13 protein-coding genes, 1 tRNA gene and 6 pseudogenes are annotated in these 21462 nt (G+C 43.5%); 16 read left to right on the forward strand and 4 right to left on the reverse strand.

Annotation, left to right across the window (positions count from 1 at the left end):
• Positions 1 to 62 precede the first annotated feature (62 nt).
• Together G7Y90_RS12700 and G7Y90_RS12705 are read left to right on the forward strand one after the other, a co-directional pair.
• The gene (locus G7Y90_RS12700; RefSeq protein ID WP_250162537.1) at positions 63 to 266 is read left to right on the forward strand and encodes a hypothetical protein; all 204 of its coding nucleotides are present in this window, start codon (positions 63 to 65) and stop codon (positions 264 to 266) included.
• A gap of 67 nt (positions 267 to 333) precedes the next feature.
• Positions 334 to 409, forward strand: a tRNA-Arg gene (locus tag G7Y90_RS12705).
• A 231-nt stretch (positions 410 to 640) separates the two neighbouring features.
• Here the strand turns inward: G7Y90_RS12705 and G7Y90_RS12715 are convergent.
• Positions 641 to 2157 (reverse strand): annotated as a pseudogene (locus G7Y90_RS12715) (NAD(P)/FAD-dependent oxidoreductase).
• A gap of 672 nt (positions 2158 to 2829) precedes the next feature.
• On the opposite strand from G7Y90_RS12715, the gene urtA reads away from it, so the two are divergent.
• The 13 genes and pseudogenes from urtA to G7Y90_RS12780 all read left to right on the forward strand — a co-directional run bounded on the left by urtA (position 2830) and on the right by G7Y90_RS12780 (position 15482).
• A complete protein-coding gene (gene urtA / locus G7Y90_RS12720; RefSeq protein ID WP_201560966.1) occupies positions 2830 to 4140 on the forward strand; it encodes an urea ABC transporter substrate-binding protein in 1311 nt (436 codons plus the stop codon).
• A 136-nt stretch (positions 4141 to 4276) separates the two neighbouring features.
• Positions 4277 to 6076 carry an urea ABC transporter permease subunit UrtB gene (gene urtB / locus G7Y90_RS12725; protein WP_201560954.1) on the forward strand — a complete coding sequence of 600 codons (1800 nt, stop codon included), beginning with the start codon at positions 4277 to 4279 and terminating at the stop codon, positions 6074 to 6076.
• 10 nt (positions 6077 to 6086) lie between these two features.
• Positions 6087 to 7153: pseudogene (gene urtC, locus G7Y90_RS12730) on the forward strand (urea ABC transporter permease subunit UrtC).
• 158 nt (positions 7154 to 7311) lie between these two features.
• Entirely contained in the window at positions 7312 to 8115 is an 804-nt protein-coding gene (urtD, locus tag G7Y90_RS12735) for an urea ABC transporter ATP-binding protein UrtD (protein WP_349773351.1), read from the forward strand.
• 63 nt (positions 8116 to 8178) lie between these two features.
• Positions 8179 to 8877, forward strand: a complete 699-nt coding sequence (urtE, locus tag G7Y90_RS12740) for an urea ABC transporter ATP-binding subunit UrtE (protein ID WP_201560956.1) — start codon at positions 8179 to 8181, stop codon at positions 8875 to 8877.
• A 44-nt stretch (positions 8878 to 8921) separates the two neighbouring features.
• A pseudogene (locus G7Y90_RS12745) lies at positions 8922 to 9905 on the forward strand (urease accessory protein UreD).
• A gap of 133 nt (positions 9906 to 10038) precedes the next feature.
• Positions 10039 to 10340 (forward strand): annotated as a pseudogene (gene ureA, locus G7Y90_RS12750) (urease subunit gamma).
• A 112-nt stretch (positions 10341 to 10452) separates the two neighbouring features.
• Positions 10453 to 10722 (forward strand): annotated as a pseudogene (locus tag G7Y90_RS12755) (urease subunit beta); the annotation flags it as partial.
• The gene (gene ureC / locus G7Y90_RS12760) at positions 10708 to 12486 is read left to right on the forward strand and encodes an urease subunit alpha (protein WP_284143875.1); all 1779 of its coding nucleotides are present in this window, start codon (positions 10708 to 10710) and stop codon (positions 12484 to 12486) included. The pseudogene G7Y90_RS12755 and the gene ureC, both read left to right, overlap by 15 nt.
• A gap of 127 nt (positions 12487 to 12613) precedes the next feature.
• Entirely contained in the window at positions 12614 to 13201 is a 588-nt protein-coding gene (ureE, locus tag G7Y90_RS12765; protein WP_201560959.1) for an urease accessory protein UreE, read from the forward strand.
• A pseudogene (locus G7Y90_RS12770) lies at positions 13194 to 14007 on the forward strand (urease accessory protein UreF). The gene ureE and the pseudogene G7Y90_RS12770 overlap by 8 nt, the downstream one beginning before the upstream one ends.
• Before the next feature lie 38 nt (positions 14008 to 14045).
• On the forward strand, positions 14046 to 14699 hold the full coding sequence (ureG, locus tag G7Y90_RS12775) for an urease accessory protein UreG (protein ID WP_201560961.1): 654 nt from the start codon (positions 14046 to 14048) through the stop codon (positions 14697 to 14699).
• Positions 14700 to 14804: 105 nt separating this feature from the next.
• Positions 14805 to 15482: a HupE/UreJ family protein gene (locus tag G7Y90_RS12780; protein WP_201560962.1), complete on the forward strand. Its 678-nt coding sequence runs from the start codon at positions 14805 to 14807 to the stop codon at positions 15480 to 15482.
• 280 nt (positions 15483 to 15762) lie between these two features.
• Here the strand turns inward: G7Y90_RS12780 and G7Y90_RS12785 are convergent, their stop codons facing one another.
• Together G7Y90_RS12785 and G7Y90_RS12790 are read right to left on the reverse strand one after the other, a co-directional pair.
• The gene (locus tag G7Y90_RS12785) at positions 15763 to 18399 is read right to left on the reverse strand and encodes an ESPR-type extended signal peptide-containing protein (protein WP_250162541.1); all 2637 of its coding nucleotides are present in this window, start codon (positions 18397 to 18399) and stop codon (positions 15763 to 15765) included.
• Between the two features lie 456 nt (positions 18400 to 18855).
• Complete coding sequence (locus G7Y90_RS12790) at positions 18856 to 19998, reverse strand: M14 family metallopeptidase (protein WP_250162542.1); 1143 nt, start codon at positions 19996 to 19998, stop codon at positions 18856 to 18858.
• Between the two features lie 59 nt (positions 19999 to 20057).
• Here G7Y90_RS12790 and G7Y90_RS12795 point away from each other — a divergent pair, with 59 nt between their 5' ends.
• Complete coding sequence (locus tag G7Y90_RS12795; RefSeq protein WP_250162543.1) at positions 20058 to 20714, forward strand: IS1595 family transposase; 657 nt, start codon at positions 20058 to 20060, stop codon at positions 20712 to 20714.
• Between the two features lie 59 nt (positions 20715 to 20773).
• Here G7Y90_RS12795 and G7Y90_RS12800 read toward each other — a convergent pair whose 3' ends face one another.
• Entirely contained in the window at positions 20774 to 21229 is a 456-nt protein-coding gene (locus tag G7Y90_RS12800; RefSeq protein WP_250162544.1) for a hypothetical protein, read from the reverse strand.
• Between the last annotated feature and the right edge of the window lie 233 nt (positions 21230 to 21462).

Consider the following 21462-nt stretch of genomic DNA (forward strand, 5'->3'; position numbering starts at 1 on the left):
CACGTACCCTAAATTCTTTCAGCTATGCACTGAGAGACAAGCAAGCGCTTGAAGGGGTTATCTTGACAGAAAATACTGCTGCTATTAACTTCCGTAATTTTTTACTTTCGAGTACCGGACAAGATATATTAGCAAAGTACGATTATTATAATATTGAAGGTTATAAAAACAGTGTAAATGATTTATTTAATCCAACATCACGTACACAAGAAGCATCAAATGCCAACACTGTGAATGTCGCTGACGCCTTGAGTAATGGCAATTAATCATAAAATCTTTATATTTTGTTGATTGCTTTTATGAGCAATTTTTCCTACAATGTTATTCCAAAATGCGCCTATAGCTCAACAGGATAGAGCAGTTGCCTCCTAAGCGATCGATCCGAGTTCGAGTCTTGGTGGGCGCACCAACAAACATTGTCAAAAGTAATCAAAAGACCTCACAGCCTATCAGTTGTGGGGTCTTTTAATGTCTTATCGCATCATAACATTGCATAACTGACGATGTATTTTCATACAGCATACCTTCAACACACAAAAAAGCCTTTCAAGCTTTATATTTTATAGCTTGAAAGGCTTTACCGATCACATGCTTTTATCTAAGTGAGCGTTTTAATATTAGAGTTCACCTAAAGCCGCTCTTAATCTATCTTCAACATCGATTTTGCCACGGCTTCTGCCACTTTTATGCCATCAATCCCTGCTGACAATATGCCACCTGCGTAGCCAGCGCCTTCGCCTGCAGGGAATAAGCCTTCGGTGTTAATGCTTTGGAATTCTTTATTACGTTTAATACTGATTGGTGACGATGTTCTGGTTTCTACACCAGTGAGTAACCCATCATCAGATGAAAATCCTTGGATTTTCTTATTAAACGCTGGAATGGCTTCACGTATGGCATCCACGGCAAAGTCAGGTAATGCTTTGCTTAAGTCGGTTAAGGTAATGCCCGGTGTGTAAGAGGGTTTTACATCGCCCAATTCTGAGTTTGGTTTACCTTTTAAGAAATCACCAATGGTTTGCGCTGGTGCACTGTAGTCTTTGCCGCCTAATTCAAACGCTAAGGTTTCTAGTTGTCTTTGTAATTCGATACCAGCAAGGGGTGGTTTGGGTAATCTTGCTCTGGGTCGATGCCTACCACAATGGCACTGTTGGCGTTGCGCTCGTTTCTTGAATATTGACTCATACCATTAGTGACCACACGGCCTTCTGATGCGGCGGCAACCACGGTTCCGCCTGGACACATACAGAAGCTATAGACAGAACGACCATTTTTGCAATGATGAACCAGTTTATAATCCGCAGCGCCTAGTATTTCGTTTCCAGCATTGTCACCAAAGCGTGCTTGGTCTATGGTTGACTGTTTATGTTCAATTCTAAAGCCAATCGAGAAAGGTTTTGCTTCAACATACACGCCTTTATCATAGATCATTTGGAAGGTATCACGGGCGCTATGACCAACAGCTAAAACAACATGGTTCGTTTTTAAGGTTTCGCCAGTATTAAGTGTCACGCCTGTTACTTTTGAGTCAGTGATGTGCAAGTCGTCTACGCGAGTAGCAAAACGGACTTCCCCACCGAGTGCTATGATCTCGGCACGCATTTTTTCTACCATGGTGACTAACTTATAAGTACCTATGTGCGGTTTACTGACAAATAAAATCTCCTCTGGTGCGCCAGCTTTTACAAACTCGGTCATGACTTTACGGCCATAATGATTGGGATCTTTCACTTGGCTATATAATTTACCGTCAGAAAAAGTACCTGCTCCGCCTTCACCGAATTGTACGTTAGATTCTGTGTTTAATTTACGCTGACGCCAAAAACCAAAGGTATCTTTGGTGCGTTGTCTGACTTCATTACCACGTTCAATGATAATAGGCTTAAAACCCATTTGAGCAAGGGTAAGTGCTGCTAATAACCCACAAGGTCCAAAACCAATAACAACAGGACGCTCAGTTAAATGCTCTGGCGCTGCACCTACATATTTGTAGCTGGTATCTGGTGTGGCTTTAACATGATTGTCTGACTCAAACTGAACCAGTAAATCATTGGTCAAATCCGAGTCGGTCAGTGTGATATCTAGCGTATAAATTAATTGGATATTTCTTTTATTACGAGCATCATAACCACGTTTAAACATCACAAATGACGCCATTTTCTCAGCAGAAATTTTAAGTTTTGGGTTATTGCTGTTGTTAACTCTTCAGGTGCATGATTTAACGGCAATTTAATTTCAGTTAAACGTATCATTGGTTACTCATAAACTCGTGTAGAAAACAGTCTCGCATTTTACTGGTACTGATACAAATAAGCGAATAAATATTTTACTTACGCAGGGTAAATTTACGGTTTCTTCAGCATAGATCAGCACCCTATTATAAAAACTAAATGTCAGACTTCATCCCAAGCTAGCTACCAAGCGTAATGGCTAACGTGCTTTAGCTAAAAAAACTTATCTTTAGTTGCGTTAATATCATTTAGTACGTTTGCTTCTTAATTTCCTTCTGTTCACACTTTCTGAACTCAAAAAAACATCGCTTCTGATATCGTCATATTTTACCGCTTTAGCATTTCTTAACCAGACATAAATGGTGCATAGAAAATCATAAAAACCATCATGGTGCGAAAAAATGCAATATCTCCTAAAAAGACCGATATTGGTGCATTTGTCTAGTATTTTATATTGGCATAGATATTGAAGTATTAATAGCAGTTAGGAATGGCTCGTTCACTCGGCCTACCAGGCTGCTACTTTATCTTTCTGGAGAAATATATGTCTTTATTGCCAACGCTTATCACTGCTACTCCTATCAGTACAAATTATCGTATCGACTCAAAATTGACATCACGTTTGTCTCTGCTAGCAGTAGCCGTTGTCGGCAGCTTAAGTCTTATAGGTTGTCAAAAACCTGCGGAAACCAGTGCAGAAACCAATTCTACAGCCACAAAAACCGAAACGGCCGAGATCGCTACTACCCCTGTGGCAGATGGTGACACCATCAAAGTTGGTATCTTGCATTCTTTATCTGGGACGATGGCCATCTCTGAAACATCATTAAAAGATACTGCGCTCATGACCATTGATGAAATTAATGCCAATGGCGGTGTGTTGGGTAAGCAGCTAGAGCCAATCGTCGTAGATCCCGCTTCTGATTGGCCGTTATTCGCTGAAAAAGCACGTCAGCTGTTAACTCAAGACAAAGTGGATGTGATATTTGGTGGTTGGACGTCGGTATCACGTAAGTCCGTGCTGCCTGTCGTTGAAGAGTTAAATGGCCTCATGTTCTACCCTGTTCAGTACGAGGGTCAAGAGCAGTCAGAAAATATCTTCTACACTGGTGCTGCACCTAACCAACAAGCCATTCCTGCCGTTGAATACTTAATGAGTCCAGAGGGTGGTAGTGCAGAACGCTTTGTCTTACTTGGGACCGATTATGTCTATCCTCGGACTACTAACCAGATACTGCGTGCTTTTTTAAAGTCTAAAGGAGTCGCTGAAACAGACATCATGGAAGAGTACACCCCTTTCGGTTTTAGCAACTATCAGACCATCGTTGGTAATATTAAAAGCTTCTCTACCGGTAAAAAGACGGCGGTTATCTCTACCATTAATGGGGATTCAAACGTACCCTTTTATCGCGAGCTTGCCAACCAAGGCATTAAAGCATCTGATATTCCAGTCATGGCATTCTCAGTAGGAGAAGAAGAGCTTCGCGGTATCGATACCAGCTTATTGCAGGGGCATTTGGCATCATGGAACTACTTTATGTCGGTTAAAAATCCTGTCAACAGCGACTTCACTAAAAAATATAAGAAATATGCGCTGGATCATAAGCTACCCAATGCTGACAAGGTCGTGACCAATGATCCTATGGAAGCCACCTACGTGGGTATCAATATGTGGAAACAAGCAGTCGAAAAAGCTGGTACGACTAATGTCGATAAAGTGCGTATTAGTATGGGAGGTCAGACTTTTGACGCGCCATCAGGGTACACGCTGAAAATGGATGAGGAAAACCATCATTTATGGAAGCCTGTCATGATCGGTCAAATCCGTGCCGATGGTCAGTTCGATGTAATCAGCAAAACGCCAACAGTCATTCGTGCTGAGCCATGGAGTCAGTACATCCCTAAATAAGTTTATGGTCACCCAAGCCTCAGTCCATAATCCTTAGCCCCTTAATGGTATCAATACCAGCAACCCTTTAACCTCTACTGATAAAACAGTTTTTAGTAGAGGTTAAAGGAGTGTTGACTGCAAAAAAGGAACCATCATGTCACATTACTCTTCCTATTATAAAAGTGACGCGCAAGCCAATTATTTTAACAAAACTTTTATCATCGCCTTACTATCTTTACTCCTTCTCATTGCTATCACATCGCCTGCTCATGCTCACGAGACATCAGCAGTACACAGCCATGGCGAGAAACTATCGACTAATACTGTGGCAGCGACATCCAATGCTGTAAGTGAAGAGACCTTACTTGCTCAAGACGACACCTTGCTTGCTCAAAACAAGCAGTCTCTAACAACATCAGCTGATCTTGCGATAAGTAAAGGGGATGCTATCGAACAGTTCGTTGCTGCTGACTTCACCATTCGCCAAACCATGCTCAACCAGTGGCCGGGGTCAGTTGAGAGTTTGGATACTTTAGTTGAGCTGATAAAAAACGATGAGCTGTACCAAGGTAATGGTGGGCAAACCTACCTACTTAACAGCGAAGATGAGCTATTTACTTATCCTGCTAAGCAGCTGACCACCGAGTGGCCTAGTGACTTGGCGCAAGTGACTTTGACCAATACGCTACGCTCAGCCTTAGTATTTGGACAAGCCAAGGTTAAGCTTGAGTCAAACGATCCTACGCAACGTGTGCAGGCAGTTGCCATCTTAGCGGACAATATCGAACAGCTAGATCCAGTACTTATAAGTACTGCTGCCGCTAATGAGCAAGACGACGATGTCAAAACGGCGCTGAGTATTTTACAAGCAAGAATTGATTTTAGAGATGGCGACGTCACCAAGCAAATTGCCGCGCTTACCGTGCTTGCTGATAGCGATAGCCCACAAGTATTAGTGGATGTTAAAAAAGCATTGGCGGCAGATGATATCGATCCTGTGCTCAAATCTGCGCTGTTAGACGCTGAGGATAGTATTGAGCAGCGCATTACCATCAGTACTTGGATAGGTCATCTATTCACGGGGCTTAGTACGGCAAGCATCTTACTACTCGCAGCATTAGGGCTGGCCATTACTTTTGGGCTACTGGGTGTCATCAATATGGCTCATGGTGAGCTCATTATGATTGGTGCTTACGCCACTTATATGGTGCAAAATCTCTTTCAAGCGTATTTTCCTAGTATGACTGGATGGTATCTGGTTGCTGCTATACCCGTCGCTTTTTTAGTTAGTGCCATTATTGGCATGGTTATCGAACGAATCATTATTCGCCCGCTTTATGGTCGTGAGCTTGAAACCTTACTGGCAACCTTCGGTGTCAGTCTGATTCTCATGCAGTTGGTTCGGATGATATTTGGCGCACAAAACGTCGAAGTCAGCAATGTCGACTGGTTGAGCGGTGCATATCAAGTATCCTCGAGCCTTGTGCTCCCCTTCAATCGTATCGCTATTATCGGCTTTACCATCATCATTCTTATGCTGTTGGTGTACTTACTGAACAAGACTCGCTTTGGGCTATTTGTGCGCGCTGTGACTCAAAACCGGCAAATGGCACGTGCAGTTGGTATCTCCTCTGCTCGCATCGACATGTTGGCATTCGGCCTTGGTTCAGGGTTGGCCGGTCTCGCTGGCTGCGCTCTAGCACAAGTGGGTAACGTCGGACCCGACTTAGGTCAAACTTATATTATTGATGCGTTCTTAGTCGTCGTGGTTGGCGGTGTTGGGCAAGTATGGGGCGCGGTATTGGCATCTTTAGGTCTTGGTGTCAGTGGTACGGTGCTTGAGATTGGCATTGGTGCTGTGATGGCTAAGATTGTGTTACTGGTTCTTGTGATTTTGTTTATTCAAAAACGTCCACAAGGTTTATTCGCCCTCAAAGGCCGTTTTGTGGATTAAGGAGAACCTCATGCGTTTGACTCAATTATTATCTGATTCCCCACGTAATGCTATTTTGATTGGTTTGTGTTTTTTAGTGCTACTGATATTGCCTTGGCTCCATTTGTTACCTGAAACCTCTAGTTTTCACCTGTCTGCTTATTGGATAACTTTGATTGGTAAAATAATGGCGCTCGCCATGGTAGCACTGGCTTTAGACTTGGTCTGGGGCTATGCCGGCATTCTAAGCTTAGGTCATGGTCTTTATTTTGCGCTAGGAGGTTATGCTTTTGGTATGTACTTGACGCGTGAAACTGCTGGCACGGGCTTGCCAGATTTTATGCGTTTTTTGAGTTGGACCGAATTGCCGTGGTACTGGGCAGGCACTCAACATTTCTGGTGGGCGATGGCTTTAGTGGTGCTAGTTCCCGGTCTGGTCGCTTTTATCTTTGGCTATTTTGCTTTTCGCTCAAAAATCAAAGGGGTTTATTTTTCGATTATCACCCAAGCCATGACCTATGCTGCCGCCTTATTTCTTCCGTAACGAAACAGGCTTCGGTGGTAACAATGGCTTCACAGGTTTTACCACGCTATTAGGCTATGACATCACCGCCTCTTCAACGAGGGCTGTGCTGTGTTTTACGACTGCTTTGGCGCTGCTACTGTCCTATCTTGGACTACGCTATCTGATGAGCCAGCCTTATGGGCGTGTGCTTGGTGCCATCCGTGATAGTGAAAATCGCTTGCAATATCTAGGCTATCGCACGCTTTGGTACAAGCTTTCAGCTTGGGTATTGTCTGCAATGATAGCTGGTATCGGGTGCTCTATATGTACCGCAAGTTGGTATCATTAACCCAGGCGAGATGAACCCCGTCAACTCTATCGAGATGGCAGTCTGGGTGGCTGCTGGAGGCAGAGGTTCATTAATCGGTGCCATTGTAGGCGCTGGTACAGTCAATGTGATTAAAACCTATTTTACCGTCGCCTACCCAGAGTTCTGGTTACTTATTCTAGGCGGATTATTTGTGGTGGTTACTATATTTCTCCCTAACGGCATCATTGGTGTACTCGATCGTTTTAAGAAGGAAAAAGAATAATGTCAATAATATGTAATAATGCTGCTTCCCAAAAAACAGCTAACGTGCGCTTATTAAAAATCAAAATGATCCTAGTATACATAAGCCAATGGGAAGTTTTGACAATACAAATAACATAACGATTGCAGAAACCAAGCCTACCCGACCCAGTCACTAGTTTGGCTGAAGATTATGGAGATAGCGGTGGCTTAGCGCATCCTGTTTCTAAATCAGGTCCAGATATGAGACATGGTATTGCGCTATATTTAGAAGACGTTAGCGTGTGGTTTGACTCGTTTCGTGCACTCAATGATTTGTCTTTATACATTGAGGCGGGCGAGCTACGCTGCATCATCGGCCCTAATGGCGCAGGTAAGACGACTTTAATGGATGTTATTACGGGTAAAACGCGCCCGACCACAGGCAGCGCATTTTTCGGTCAAGTACATAATTTAGCCAAACTATCTACCGAAGAAATAGCTGAAGCAGGCATTGGCCGTAAGTTTCAAAAACCCACCGTATTTGAGAAATTTACCGTACTTGATAACTTAATGCTGGCTGCACCAAAGGACAAACGGGTATCAAAAAGCTGGTTTACTAAAATTGACGCAGAAATCCAAGATACTCTTGACTCAACGCTTGATCAAATACGCCTAAAAGAGCTGATTAACAAGCCAGCAGGATTATTGTCTCATGGTCAAAAACAGTGGCTAGAGATTGGAATGTTACTGATGCAAAGACCAAAACTTATCTTACTTGATGAACCAGTAGCAGGCATGACCGCCGAAACGGAACATACTGCTGAGTTATGTCTACGCCTTAAAAAGAATCACACCTTAATCGTAGTTGAACATGACATGACTTTCATTGATGCCATAAGTGAAAAAGTAACGGTCTTAGCAAATGGCGCTATTTTGGCTGAAGGCACGTTGAGTGAAGTACAGAATAATGAGGCCGTTATTGAGACCTATTTGGGTCGGTAATAAGCTCAGGTCGATAACAAATAGTAACACTTAGAAATAGACCTAAAAAATAGAGGTGCTTATATGTTAGAAATCAATGCCATAAATCAATATTATGGTGGCAGTCACATTTTACGTGATATCACCCTCGCCGCCCCTGTAGGAGAATGTAGCGTGGTACTGGGTCGTAATGGCGTCGGTAAAACCACCTTGCTTAAATGCTTGATGGGCATCCTACCAATAAAATCAGGTGAAATTTTATTAGACGGTAAGGACATTAGTCAGATGACGCCTGAGCAGCGTGTACGCGCAGGACTCGCTTATGTGCCGCAAGGACGCGATATATTTTCTACTTTGACCGTTGAAGAAAACATTCTGATTGGCATGGCGAAATTCTCTCAACGAAAAGCAAGTAAAGTACCCAAACACTTATATGATATATTTCCAGTGCTGGACGAAATGAAGCATCGCCGCGGTGGCGATCTATCTGGCGGTCAGCAGCAGCAACTTGCTATTGCTCGTGCGCTTGCATCAGAGCCTCGAGTACTAGTACTTGATGAGCCGACTGAAGGAATCCAACCGTCCATTATTAAAGACATTGGTAGAGTCATTCGTAGTCTTGCTAATAAAGGCGATATGGCAATTGTTTTAGTCGAGCAGTTTTATGAGTTTGCAGAAGAGCTTGCCGATAACTATACCGTGCTTTCTAGAGGACAAGTCGTAGCTCAGGGGGCAGGAGTTGACATGGCAAAAAACAATATTCAAGAGTTGGTGGCAATCTAAAAGAACACTTTCTAAAAGGACACTTTCTAAAAAGGAACACAATTTTGACTTGGCAATCCTCACTACAGCTCCATTTCGACTGCGCCTCTACTGCTGCAAAAACTCGGCTGTGTCATCGTGCCCATACTGGCGCACTCATGGTGCAGCGCGCGCTGTATCCTGAGCCTGATAGTACTGATAACAGCCAAGCAGGGATTTGCCATATTTATGTGTTGTATCCTGCTGGCATTGCTGATGATGACCGCTTAACATTGGAGTTTAACCTACACTCTAATAGCCATGCGGTGATTACTACTCCTGGAGCCGGAAAATGGTACGGGCAACGCCAATCATTACGATCCTCTAGACCCAGCGACTCATCAAGGTTTAACAACGGTACTCAATCGGCAAACAGCAACACTTCTAACGACTGTTTTAATGATGTTGTCAGCGCAGAACAGCATATCGACGCACGTCTCGATGACCACGCCATTCTTGAATGGCTACCACAAGAAAGCATCTATTACGATCATTCTGTCTCTACTGCCAATAATCGCTTTATTTGGCTAAGACGGCAAGTTTATTGACTTGGGATATTTGTGTGTTCGGACGTCAAGCATATCAAGAGACTTTTGCTAATGGTCATTATACCAACCGCTTAGAGATATGGCGTGAGAGTGATTTATTGGTCAGTGAGTGCACCTCCCAGCAAGCCAATACGCGCTGGTTTACCTCACCATTAGGACTGAACAATCAACATGTGCATGGCTTTTTGGGCAATACCTAGCACAGAGGTCATTGCACCTGAGTTACAGAATAATCCGCTCAAGCTTGGCCAATATTTAGATGCCACTATTACCGAGATACGCCATCTCATTGATACGCAGTCACTACCTATTCACTGTACTCACAATTTTCAAGGTATTAATTGCCGTTATTTAGGGGCAGATGTGCGCGCTTGCTTTGAGGCTTTTTACCAAATTCGCGAGCTTGTCAGGTCTAAATGGTACGCGCTTGAGCCTCATCGACCAAGGATTTGGGACACTTAATATCATGTGCTCCCACTTAATCTCATCCTTGAACAAGGCTTAATCAAACTAGAGTGACTCTACTTATCCTATTTACTTGATAAAGATTAAAAACGAATCATAGTCTTCAAAAGACAATTATTAAGGAAGTTTTATGCAGTTAAATCCTACCGAAAAAGATAAGCTCTTACTATTTACCGCAGGCATGGTGGCGGAACGTCGTAAAAACCGCGGCGTCAAGCTCAATTATCCTGAGTCTATCGCTTATATCAGCATGTTACTGATGGAAGGCGCGCGTGATGGCAAAACCGTGGCGCAACTGATGAGTGAAGGAGCCACTTATCTCTCTGCCGATGACGTCATGGAAGGCATTGCAGAGATGATACATGATGTCCAAGTTGAAGCGACTTTCCCGATGGCACTAAGCTAGTGACAGTGCATAACCCCATCGTATAGCTTGTTGCTATGAAGCTGTAAAACGATATTGAACTAGAGCCATTGCCATAAGACGATTAAGGATAATAAAAATGACGATAAAAGCAGGCGATATAATATTAAAGCAGGCGATATGGCTTTGAATGCTGGTCGCTATGTTCAAACCATAACGGTAATCAATACCGGCGACCGCCCTATTCAAATCGGTTCTCACTATCACTTCTATGAAGTCAATGCAGCACTGAGCTTTGATCGAGAGTCGACGCTTGGCTATCGACTCAATATCTTATCTGGTACTGCGGTACGCTTTGAGCCGGGCCAAGCGCGCGAAGTTGAGCTAGTCGCTATCGCCGGTAAGCGACACATTTATGGTTTTTCAGGCAAGGTTATGGGCGTTGTAGACCCTAAAACCTCTCAAAATACCTCAAAAAAACGCATTGACCGACGTATCTATGCCGAGCATTTTGGCCCTACCACAGGGGATAAAGTACGCTTAGCCGATACGAATTTATGGCTTGAGGTTGAGTATGATTTGACCAGTCATATTGATCACCAGCGTGATATTGATAGCATCAGCATTGGTGAAGAGGTTAAATTTGGTGGCGGCAAGGTAATCCGCGATGGTATGGGTCAATCACAGCTAATAGGTGAGCAAGTTGCCGACACTATTATAACCAATGCTTTGATTGTGGACTACAGCGGTATCTATAAGGCAGATGTCGCTATTAAGGGCGGTCGCATTAGCGGTATCGGTAAAGCCGGTAACCCTGATATTCAGCCTAACGTGACGTTACCTATTGGCGCTGCTACCGAAATTATCGCAGGAGAAGGTAAAATATTAACTGCTGGCGGGATCGATAGCCATATTCACTTCATTGCACCGCAGCAGTGTGAGACGGCATTAATGTCTGGTGTAACCACAATGTTAGGCGGTGGTACGGGACCTGCTGAAGGTACTCTTGCCACCACTTGTACTCCTGGTGCTTATCATATTCACAGCATGCTAAAAGCCACTGATGCTATTCCGATGAATATCGGATTCTTAGGTAAAGGCAATGTTAGTCTACCTGCCCCCATTGTAGAGCAGATTGAAGCGGGTGCTATCGGGCTTAAGCTTCATGAAGACTGGGGCTCCACGCCCAAAGCCATTGATAACTGCCTTAGCGTGGCTGAAGAATATGATGTGCAAGTGGCGATTCATACTGATACGTTAAATGAAAGCGGCTATTTAGATAGCACTCTAGGCGCGTTTAAAGACCGCTGTATTCACACCTTCCATACCGAAGGCGCTGGCGGCGGTCATGCCCCAGATATCTTAAAAGCTATTGGCGAAACCAACGTTTTACCCTCATCAACCAATCCAACGCGCCCTTTTACTATTAATACCATTGACGAGCATCTCGACATGCTCATGGTTTGTCACCACTTGAGCCCAGCCATTGCTGAAGATGTCGCTTTTGCAGAAAGCCGTATTCGTAAAGAAACCATTGCCGCCGAAGATATTTTACAAGACATGGGTGCCATCTCCATGATGAGTAGTGATTCGCAAGCGATGGGACGCGTGGGAGAAGTCATTATTCGCACGTGGCAAACAGCTGATAAAATGAAAGCCCAACGCGGTCATCTGGCTCCTGATCAATCAGCTAAAACTGAGCAAGCATTAGAAAATATCATGCTAAGTCCCACTGACTCTGATAGCAGCATGATAATTTTCGTATCAAACGCTACCTCGCAAAACACCATCAATCCTGCCATCACTCATGGCATTAGTGACGAAGTGGGATCCATTGAAGTAGATAAATGGGCGGATTTAATTTTATGGTCGCCTGCATTTTTTGGCGTAAAGCCCGACCTTATCATTAAAGGCGGCTTGATTGCGGCAGCGTCCATGGGCGACCTCAATGCTTCCATTTCAACCCCGCAGCCTGTGCACTATCGCAGCATGTTTGGCAGCTTGCCCAAAACAGTGGCGCAGACTTGCATCACCTTTATGTCAAGTGCGGCTATTGATAAGGGGGTTGCTAGACAACTAGGGTTAGAAAAGGTCATTAAAGCGGTACACAACATTCGTAAGGTACGTAAACAAGACATGAAGTTTAATAGCTACTGTCCTAAGATGGAGGTCAACCCGGAAACCTATGAAGTGTACGCCGATGGTGGCTGCTGACCTGTGAGCCTGCCGACTATCTACCGATGGCACAGCGCTATTTTCTATTCTAGCTGCTTTTTATTGTCGTGCTGACAATCCACCATCAGCTGTCAACCATCTACTTTAACGGACTATAAACATAATTATGAACATTTATACGCAACGTCTTGATCTATCAACCCTTAGCGCTGAACAACAAGCAGTTATTGATAGGCAAAAACAGGCAGAAAACTTTTTATATTTAGATTTCGATACCCGTCAGCGTAGCCGTTTTAAAGCAGAAACTCAGCATCAAGAATCCATTGGTGTTGATTTGCCACGTACGGAAACCATTAAGAATGGCAGTGTTTTAGCAGACTATCAAGGCAACTTGATACAAATAATAGCTGCCAAGCAGGGATTAATCGAAGTGACTGCCGATAATGATTTTGACCTTATGAAGGGCGCTTACCATTTAGGCAACCGCCATGTGCCTTTAATGCTGACACCTAATGCACTCTACTTTGAGCCTGACCATGTTTTAGAAGCGATGTTACATCAACTTGGCCTACATACCCAAGCCGTACAAGCGCCATTTGAGCCAGAAACGGGTGCGTATAAAGGTGAGCACGGCGGACATTCTCACTCTCATAGCCACAATCGTGATCATAGTCATAGCCATGCACATAGTGATAACCATCAGCATAATCACTCTGACGCTCACAGCCATAGCCATGAGCATAATCATGACTAATCACGCCACACACTCACAGCAGACTACCCGTACCGCACAAGGTATAAATGATCTGAGTAATACAGAGGTAACTGGACGTTTGCTCATGCTGGCGTCAAGCAACCTACCTATTGGCAGTTATACCTACTCGCAAGGCATAGAGCCTGCTATCGAGTCAGGGCTTATTCATGATGAAAGCAGTAGCATGGATTTTATGAGTGATTATTTGGAACTGGCATTGTGTCGTTATGAGCTACCGCTACTGGCTCTGATGATAGAGGCACTTATGATTAATGATGTGGCGCTGACTGATGCTTTAGGTGCCGATTACCACGCTAGCCGCGAAACCAAAGAATTCGTCTATGAGTCAAGTCAATTGGCACTGTCTTTATCCGCATGGTTAGATAATGTTCTTGAGCTCAATGTGCCTGATAGCTTACTCGTTCATGGTTTTTTGCCACTGTTTGCCCATATCAGCTCGCACTGGCAACTTAAGCCTGTACAAGCCATGACCACCTATGCCTTTGGTCAAATTGAAAACATGGTGCTGGCTGCGGTCAAAACCGTACCGCTTGGACAAATGGCAGGACAGCGCATCATTTGGCAGCTGCAACAGTTATTAAGTCAGCAAATACAGCCACTGGCTGCTAATGTCCAGCAAAAATTTTCGCACGCTCAACATATGGCGTTAATGACTGATCGCTCTGATATAACAACATTTAAGCTAAATCTTCTCTCAACAGCTACATATGTCCGCCAACCTACCAAATTTAGCCATACTATCTTGTCAGCATGAAAGGCAATACAGCCGCCTATTTCGCTCTTAATCGCTAATAAATACAACTCTCATCAAGGAACTTTATCTATGGCACTAACACCCAAAGTCGAAAACAAAAATTTAGAAACGACGCTCTCTCCGCTACGTTTAGGCATTGGTGGCCCTGTAGGCTCAGGAAAAACGGCATTGACGCTGAGACTATGTCAACGCCTGCGGGATGACATCAATATGGCAGTGGTGACTAATGATATTTATACCAAAGAAGACTCTGAATTTTTAACCCGCAATGAGGCGATGCCAGCTGAGCGCATTCGCGGTGTTGAAACCGGTGGCTGCCCGCATACTGCCATTCGTGAAGATGCCTCAATTAACTTATCTGCCATCGCCGAATTACAGCAGCAATTTGCAGGTCTTGAGCTTATTATCATCGAGTCTGGTGGTGATAATTTGGCAGCAACTTTTAGCCCTGAATTGTCCGACTTGACACTATATGTCATTGACGTGTCTGCAGGCGATAAAATTCCTCGTAAAGGCGGCCCTGGTATCATGAAATCGGACTTGCTCATTATCAATAAAACCGACCTTGCCCCTTTCGTAGGCGCGTCACTTGAGGTGATGGCACGTGATGCCAAAAAAATGCGGGGCGATAAGCCTGTGGTCTTTAGCAACATGAAAACGGGTGAAGGCGTTGATGACATTGTTGCTTTTATCTTAGATAAAGGCATGTTAAGTGTGGCGTAGAATGCCTTAGGTGATGGCATCAATAAGTGCTCTACAAACCGCTGATGGATCAGTGGATTATCAGTCAGTTTTTATATCGATTTGTTTATTTATTAAGGATTTATCATGACAACAGACACAGCCAAAACGATGACACGCAAAAACCTCTTCCAAAAAACCACCATGATCAGTGGCTTAGCACTGTTATCATTACTACCAACACTCGCATTTGCTCACCCTGGGCATGAGTTGATGGCAGCAGATGGCTCATTTAGCCTTTCAATATTGTCTGGTATCATGCACCCTTTGACTGGGTTCGACCATCTGATGTTAGCGCTTGGCATGGGGATGCTATTTACTCAAATGCACAGCTTTAAAAAAGGCTTTGTAGCACTATTAATTGGTCTAGTAACAGGATTTGTACTGAGTTTAAGTGTGAGCTTGAATAGCGTGTTTATTGAATATGGCATTCTACTCTCTATCGTACTACTGACCATGGCACTTATGAGCCGCTACTTTAATGTGGCATTGAATCAAAACCACGAGATGTCCGTCAAAACCGTGTATAAATCCTTAGTCATTGGCTTTGGTGCGCTTGCTATGTTCCACGGTGCAGCTCATGCAATCGAAGTGCCTGCAAACAGTAATACCGCTGGCTTCTTTACGGGTATGATTATTGCCATGCTAGGTCTATATACTATCGGCAAAGGATTTGCCACTTATCTAAACACTCACCTGCAAGACAGTTTGATTATTCAACGTGTTATAGCTGTTGTCGGTTTATGCGGTGTGCTGTTAGGGTAACTTTGTTAATTTATACACAGAGTTATTGAACACGGTAGTAAGTTGAAGTGTAATGCACGCAGGTGACATTATATAAATTGCCTTGTGACATTGCCTTATGACCCTAAGCTTATGGCAGCGCTTAAAGAAATAAGGCAGCTCAAGCGACCGCTTAGCTCGCGGCAGGATTGGCATTCAAAAAGGTTTGGGCTATAAGAAGTTTTAGATAATAAGTAAAAATGGTCATCAGAGAAAAAGGACAAGTTAATGTCCTTTTTCTGGCTTTTGGTTTACTTAATGCTTACCAGCTAAAGCCCATACCCATGCCACCAGAGTTCTCATCTTTCGTGAAAGCACCACCGAGACTAAAGCTGGTATTGGGATTAATGACACGCTGATACCCCAATGAGACCGCTTGCTCGGAGCCCTGAAAACCTGCGCCCACGCCTATACGGTTCTTACCTTGTAGACCTGACGTGCTGGTTGCCATGTTTAACATCGCAGCACTCATCGCACCTTGACGATCAAAACGATCATCAATTTCCTTAAAGCGCTGTCCATTGTCTTGCAGATAATTGTGAATAGAGTCATTTAGAGCATTAAATTTAGTATCAGTATAGGTGTTCGAGGTTTCGATAGCGCTTGTTTTTGCGTCTTGTAACTGACTGACATTGACTGCGTCATTATTAGCGGTACCATTAGCAACATTGATAATCTGACGCTGGTTAATATCCGAACCAACCGACACTGTGTTTTCACGGCTAGAGCTAGAGTCATTACCGAGTACCACGGCGTTTTTTGCCGTAGTATTGATATTATTGCCGAGCACAAAAGTATTGTCGCCAGACACGGTATTATTATTGCCCATACTATAGCTGTTATTGCCACTGACCGTACTTGGATCGCCAATCGCACCTGAATGATTTCCAGTCACTTTATTACCAGTGCCAATGCTGATAGCTTGCTCACCGATTGCTTGGGCTCCATCTCCCATTGCAATAGATTGCTTGCCCTGCGCCGCCGCATTAGTGCCTAAAGCCATTGCGTTGTCTCCACTAGCAATCGCTTCTGCAGACGTACCACCATTGATGCTTAGGTATTTATGCTGTGCAGCAATGTCCTGTTTAACGCTCAATACCTGATCATTCGTATAACTTTGTGACAATGCCAGAGTCTCTGTTGCTTTGCCATCGGTATAGCCTTTTGAGGCGGTTAAGGTTTCGGTCGCTTTGTCGTCGGTGTAGCCTTTGGATGCGGTTAAGGTTTCAGTTGCTTTTTCGTCGGTATAACCTTTCGATGCGGTTAAAGTCTCGGTTGCTTTTCCGTCGGTATAACCTTTTGATGCGGTTAAGGTTTCAGTTGCTTTTTCGTCGGTATAACCTTTCGATGCGGTTAAAGTCTCGGTTGCTTTTCCGTCGGTATAACCTTTTGATGCGGTTAAGGTTTCAGTTGCTTTTTCGTCGGTATAACCTTTAGAGGCGGTTAAGGTTTCAGTTGCTTTTTCGTCGGTATAACCTTTCGATGCGGTTAAGGTTTCAGTTGCTTTTTCGTCGGTATAACCTTTCGATGCGGTTAAAGTCTCGGTTGCTTTTCCGTCGGTATAACCTTTTGATGCGGTTAAGGTTTCAGTTGCTTTTTCGTCGGTATAACCTTTAGAGGCGGTTAAGGTTTCAGTTGCTTTTTCGTCGGTATAACCTTTAGAGGCGGTTAAGGTTTCAGTTGCTTTTTCGTCGGTATAGCCTTTGGAGGCGGTCAAAGTCTCGGTTGCTTTGCCGTCGGTATAGCCTTTGGAGGCGGTCAAAGTCTCGGTCGCTTTGCCATCGGTGTAACCTTTGGAGGCGGTCAAAGTCTCGGTCGCTTTGCCATCGGTATAACCTTTGGAGGCGGTCAAAGTCTCGGTCGCTTTGTCGTCGGTGTAACCTTTGGAGGCGGTCAAAGTCTCGGTCGCTTTGTCGTCGGTATATCGTTTATTTACCGCATCTGTATCATTTGTCGCATCTGCCACATTAGTGATACGTTTTTCGAAACCCTTGCTACCAACTGAAATCGTATCTCTTTCATCTGCAATGGAGAAACTACCTATGGCGGTTGCGCCTGTCGCAGTTGCTTGGCTATTACTGCCAAACACGCTGCTGTCTGTACCTGATGCGGTATTCTGATAACCAACTGCAACACTATAGTTACCCTCTGATGTATTTTCAAAACCGATGGCACTACTGTCTTCACCTGATGCTGTATTATTATAACCGACGGCACTGCTATTTACATTCGAGGCGGTATTTTTATAGCCAATTGCACTGCTATTTATGTTCGATGCCGTGTTGTTATAACCAAATGCACTACTATAACCCTCTGAGGCGATATTATTAGAGCCTACCGCACTGCTATTGATACGCGCTGCGGTATTGTTATAACCAACAGCACTACTGTACTTAACTGATGCTTCATTATTAGCACCTAACGCACTACTATAATCACCTGATGCCCTATTAGTATAACCAACCGCACTGCTATAACTACCCGAAGACTTATTGAAAAATCCCACTGCATTGCTAGAGTTACCTGTTGCTTCATTTGCATGACCTAGCGCACTAGTCGCTTCATTTGAAGCTTTATTGTCAATACCTAAAGCACTGCTATTGAGACCGTCTGCTGCATTATTTATTCCACAGGCTACTGCAATTACACCTGTTGCCGTACTTCCTCCCGAAACAGGATCCGTTACGCATACCACGCCTGCCCACACTGTCGAGCCACTGATCGCTGCGATACTGAAGGCAAGCCCTTTTAGAGTCAACATCTTATAGTCATTTGAGCGAGCTATCAGGGCGATAGTGCCAGTCGTGCCGCTAGTCTTACCAGCGCTCTTAGTATTTTCAGACACCACCACTATACAACCTAATGATTGACTCCAAATCTTTTTAAATACTTTATTCATAGCTCGCTCCATAAGTCCAAAAACTACTCGTTGATAAAATCAAGGCTATCTATGTCACTTACTATGCCACTTACATTAACCATGCTCATAAATGACAACTGTCATTTATTAAAACATAAAGCTAACATACCTGTATATTTATATTAAAGGATGTTTAATATTCAGGGCTGTCTTAGATAAGTAAAATAATCTGGGATAGTTTTATGGAAAAAGAGCGTTATGAGCAAAATTCGCCCACCCAAACGCTCACAGCACAGTTAGCATAACGATTGTTATATCGGTAAGAGTGAGCGCGTCCGGTAGGATTGCAAGTGCCCTTCTGGCACTCGCAAGGTCTGGCAGCAGATCAACCTGATGGCGTATCTAAGGAAATTTGGAATGGCATAGAGAGTGTTGAACAAGTAATCCTTGAGTGGATGGACTGATTTCATAACCCAAACAATCCACCTAAATGATTCACTCACGTAAATCATCCACGACTGCCAACATAGCCACTAATGAGGCTTCCCCTAATTTCATAGAGCGCTCTGGTGACCAACCTGTATCCGCATCGGGGACATTATTGTTGTCTATAAATGGCATCTCCAAGGTATTGGCAAGGCAGTCAAAGCGTTCGGCAACCCAGTGAGTCGCAAGCGTCATATTCGCTGTACCCGGTGCATCTACGTCATAGCCTTCTTCCGTCTGAAAGTCAGCACTGGCGATCTTTAACACTTCTGAGAATCTATCGCGTAGACGTGCGAGGCGGTCACTATAATTTGGTGTACCCTGCGAGCCAGCAAGGAACACAAAAGGTATTTCTTCATCACCGTGTACATCATAAAACAAGTCAACACCCGTCTCTTCCATTTTATTAATGACATGAAAGACTTCTGGGCTGGTTTCTAAACTTGGATTTGACCAAGCACGGTTTAGGTTAGTCCCAACTGCGTTAGTACGCAAATGACCTCTCACGCTGCCATCTGGGTTCATATTGGGCACAATATAGAAATTAGCTTTATCTAATAACAGTTTACCCGTGGCATTATCACCATCTAACAGGCTATGCAGTAGACCATCGACCAACCATTCGGCCATCGTCTCTCCGGGATGTTGACGTGCCGTAATCCAAATATTGCGTTTAGGCGCATCGTTATTGCTAGCGCCATCACTAATTTTGACTAAGGTTAAATCGCGCTTATCAAGGGTTTCTCCCAAATGCTCTAACGTCACTAATGGATGCATTTGCACCGCTGCTAATAAATCTTGATGACGCTCATCACTGTAAGGGGCAAAAAAAGCAATTTGAATGGTTTCACATTCCAACTCTGACGTTATGGTTAGTTTGCCGTCTTTATAAGAAGTTGGCAGACGAAACCAATAGTCGCGATCGTACGACGCCACCGCTTGGTAATTCTCCCACCCTGCAGGAAATGCTGCATCCCCTGCATTCATAATATTGAGCACATATTGCTCACCAACCTCACCTGTCAAGCGAAAATTAAACCACTGAAAAAACTCGCCACCGACGTCCGGACGAATAGCCAATTGGATATTTTTTTTATCTTCTAAATTAATAACCTCAATATTACCAGCATCGAAATTAGCAGTGATATGCATAAATTTTCCTTAATTATTTCTGGGACTGTGGTAGATAAGCACTATGCTAGACTACTTTTATGAAGATAACCCATTGTAAAATAAGCAAAAAACTACAGCGAAGGCTATTAGAGTTTTTTACGGCTGAAGTAACCGCTAGAACAGCCGCAGATTTGCTCAATATTCAGCCTAACACTGCCGTACTTTGTTATCATAAAATAAGACTAGTGATAGATTACCATCTCTCACTAGAAGCTGATGAGCTCTTTGATGGTGAAGTCGAATTAGATGAAAGTTACTTTGGCGGCGTACGCAAAGGCAAAAGAGGTCGCGGGGCTGCTGGTAAGACAGCTGTATTTGGTATTCTAAAACGAAATTGTAAGGTTTATACCATTGTCGTAGCAGACACCAAACAGACGACTCTAATGTCTGTTATTAAGCGTAAAATCAAGCCTGACAGCTTTGTTTATACTGATAGTTATCGAAGTTACAATGCGTTAGATGTGAGCGAGTTTAAACATTTCAGAGTCAATCACTCTAAAGAGTTTGCTTGCGGTAAAAACAATCACATCAATGGCATTGAGAACTTTTGGAATCAGTCTAAACGAATACTCAGAAAATATAATGGGATCGATAAGAAGAACTTCCATTTATTTTTAAAAGAGTGTGAGTTTAGATTCAACTATGGATCACCGTCTACTCAGCTTAAAACTCTGAGAATATGGTGTGATGTTTAATCCTTATCTACTACAGCCCCTAAAAGTCGATAGTGGGTTGTCCATGCAAAAAAATGCTCTTAACCAGAAATAGTCACTGCCACGTCATACATGAAATTTTCAGGCTTATAAGTTGCACCATTATAGGTCAATCGAATCACGTGCTTGTCATAAGAGTCTACTTTATAATCACCATTGGCGAAGTCATGCAGCGCTGGCACTATCAGTAGCGCTTCAATTTGACTGTCGTTAATGCTAACCGAGATCTGCTGACCACTGCGTGGGTATAAAAAATAATCACAATGATTATTCACCATCACTTCTGCAGTACGCTCAACGACCTGACTGCCTATTTCTTCTTGTATGAGTTTTGGACAGATATCTGAGCGCTTTGAAGCCAGCCGAGCATAAGAGTTCTTAATATTATCTTCAATATCTTCAACGTCCTGTAAGTTTCTGTCAGGATCAGTAGCGGAATCTTCTGCCGTTAGAGAGCCTTGTTCAGAAAACGTTTCTGGGCTACAAGCACTGACCAATAAAGAGAGAGCAAAACTGAACCAAACAAAGCCATATACGTGTTATTTGATTGTAAAAACGCTTTTTTTGGCTTATCAGACTTATGTGTGTTCACCATCGTTGAATACCGCTTCTTCATAAATCCTACTTACAATAGACGCTATGTGATTTCATAAACTAAATGATCATTAACCATAGTTTTTTAATGCTAAACTATTCATCATTTAGCGCTGCCTTTCATCAGTATTATTAT

Origin of the sequence: Psychrobacter sp. WY6, from assembly GCF_018448495.1 — a bacterium.
In the GTDB taxonomy this organism is placed as follows: domain Bacteria; phylum Pseudomonadota; class Gammaproteobacteria; order Pseudomonadales; family Moraxellaceae; genus Psychrobacter.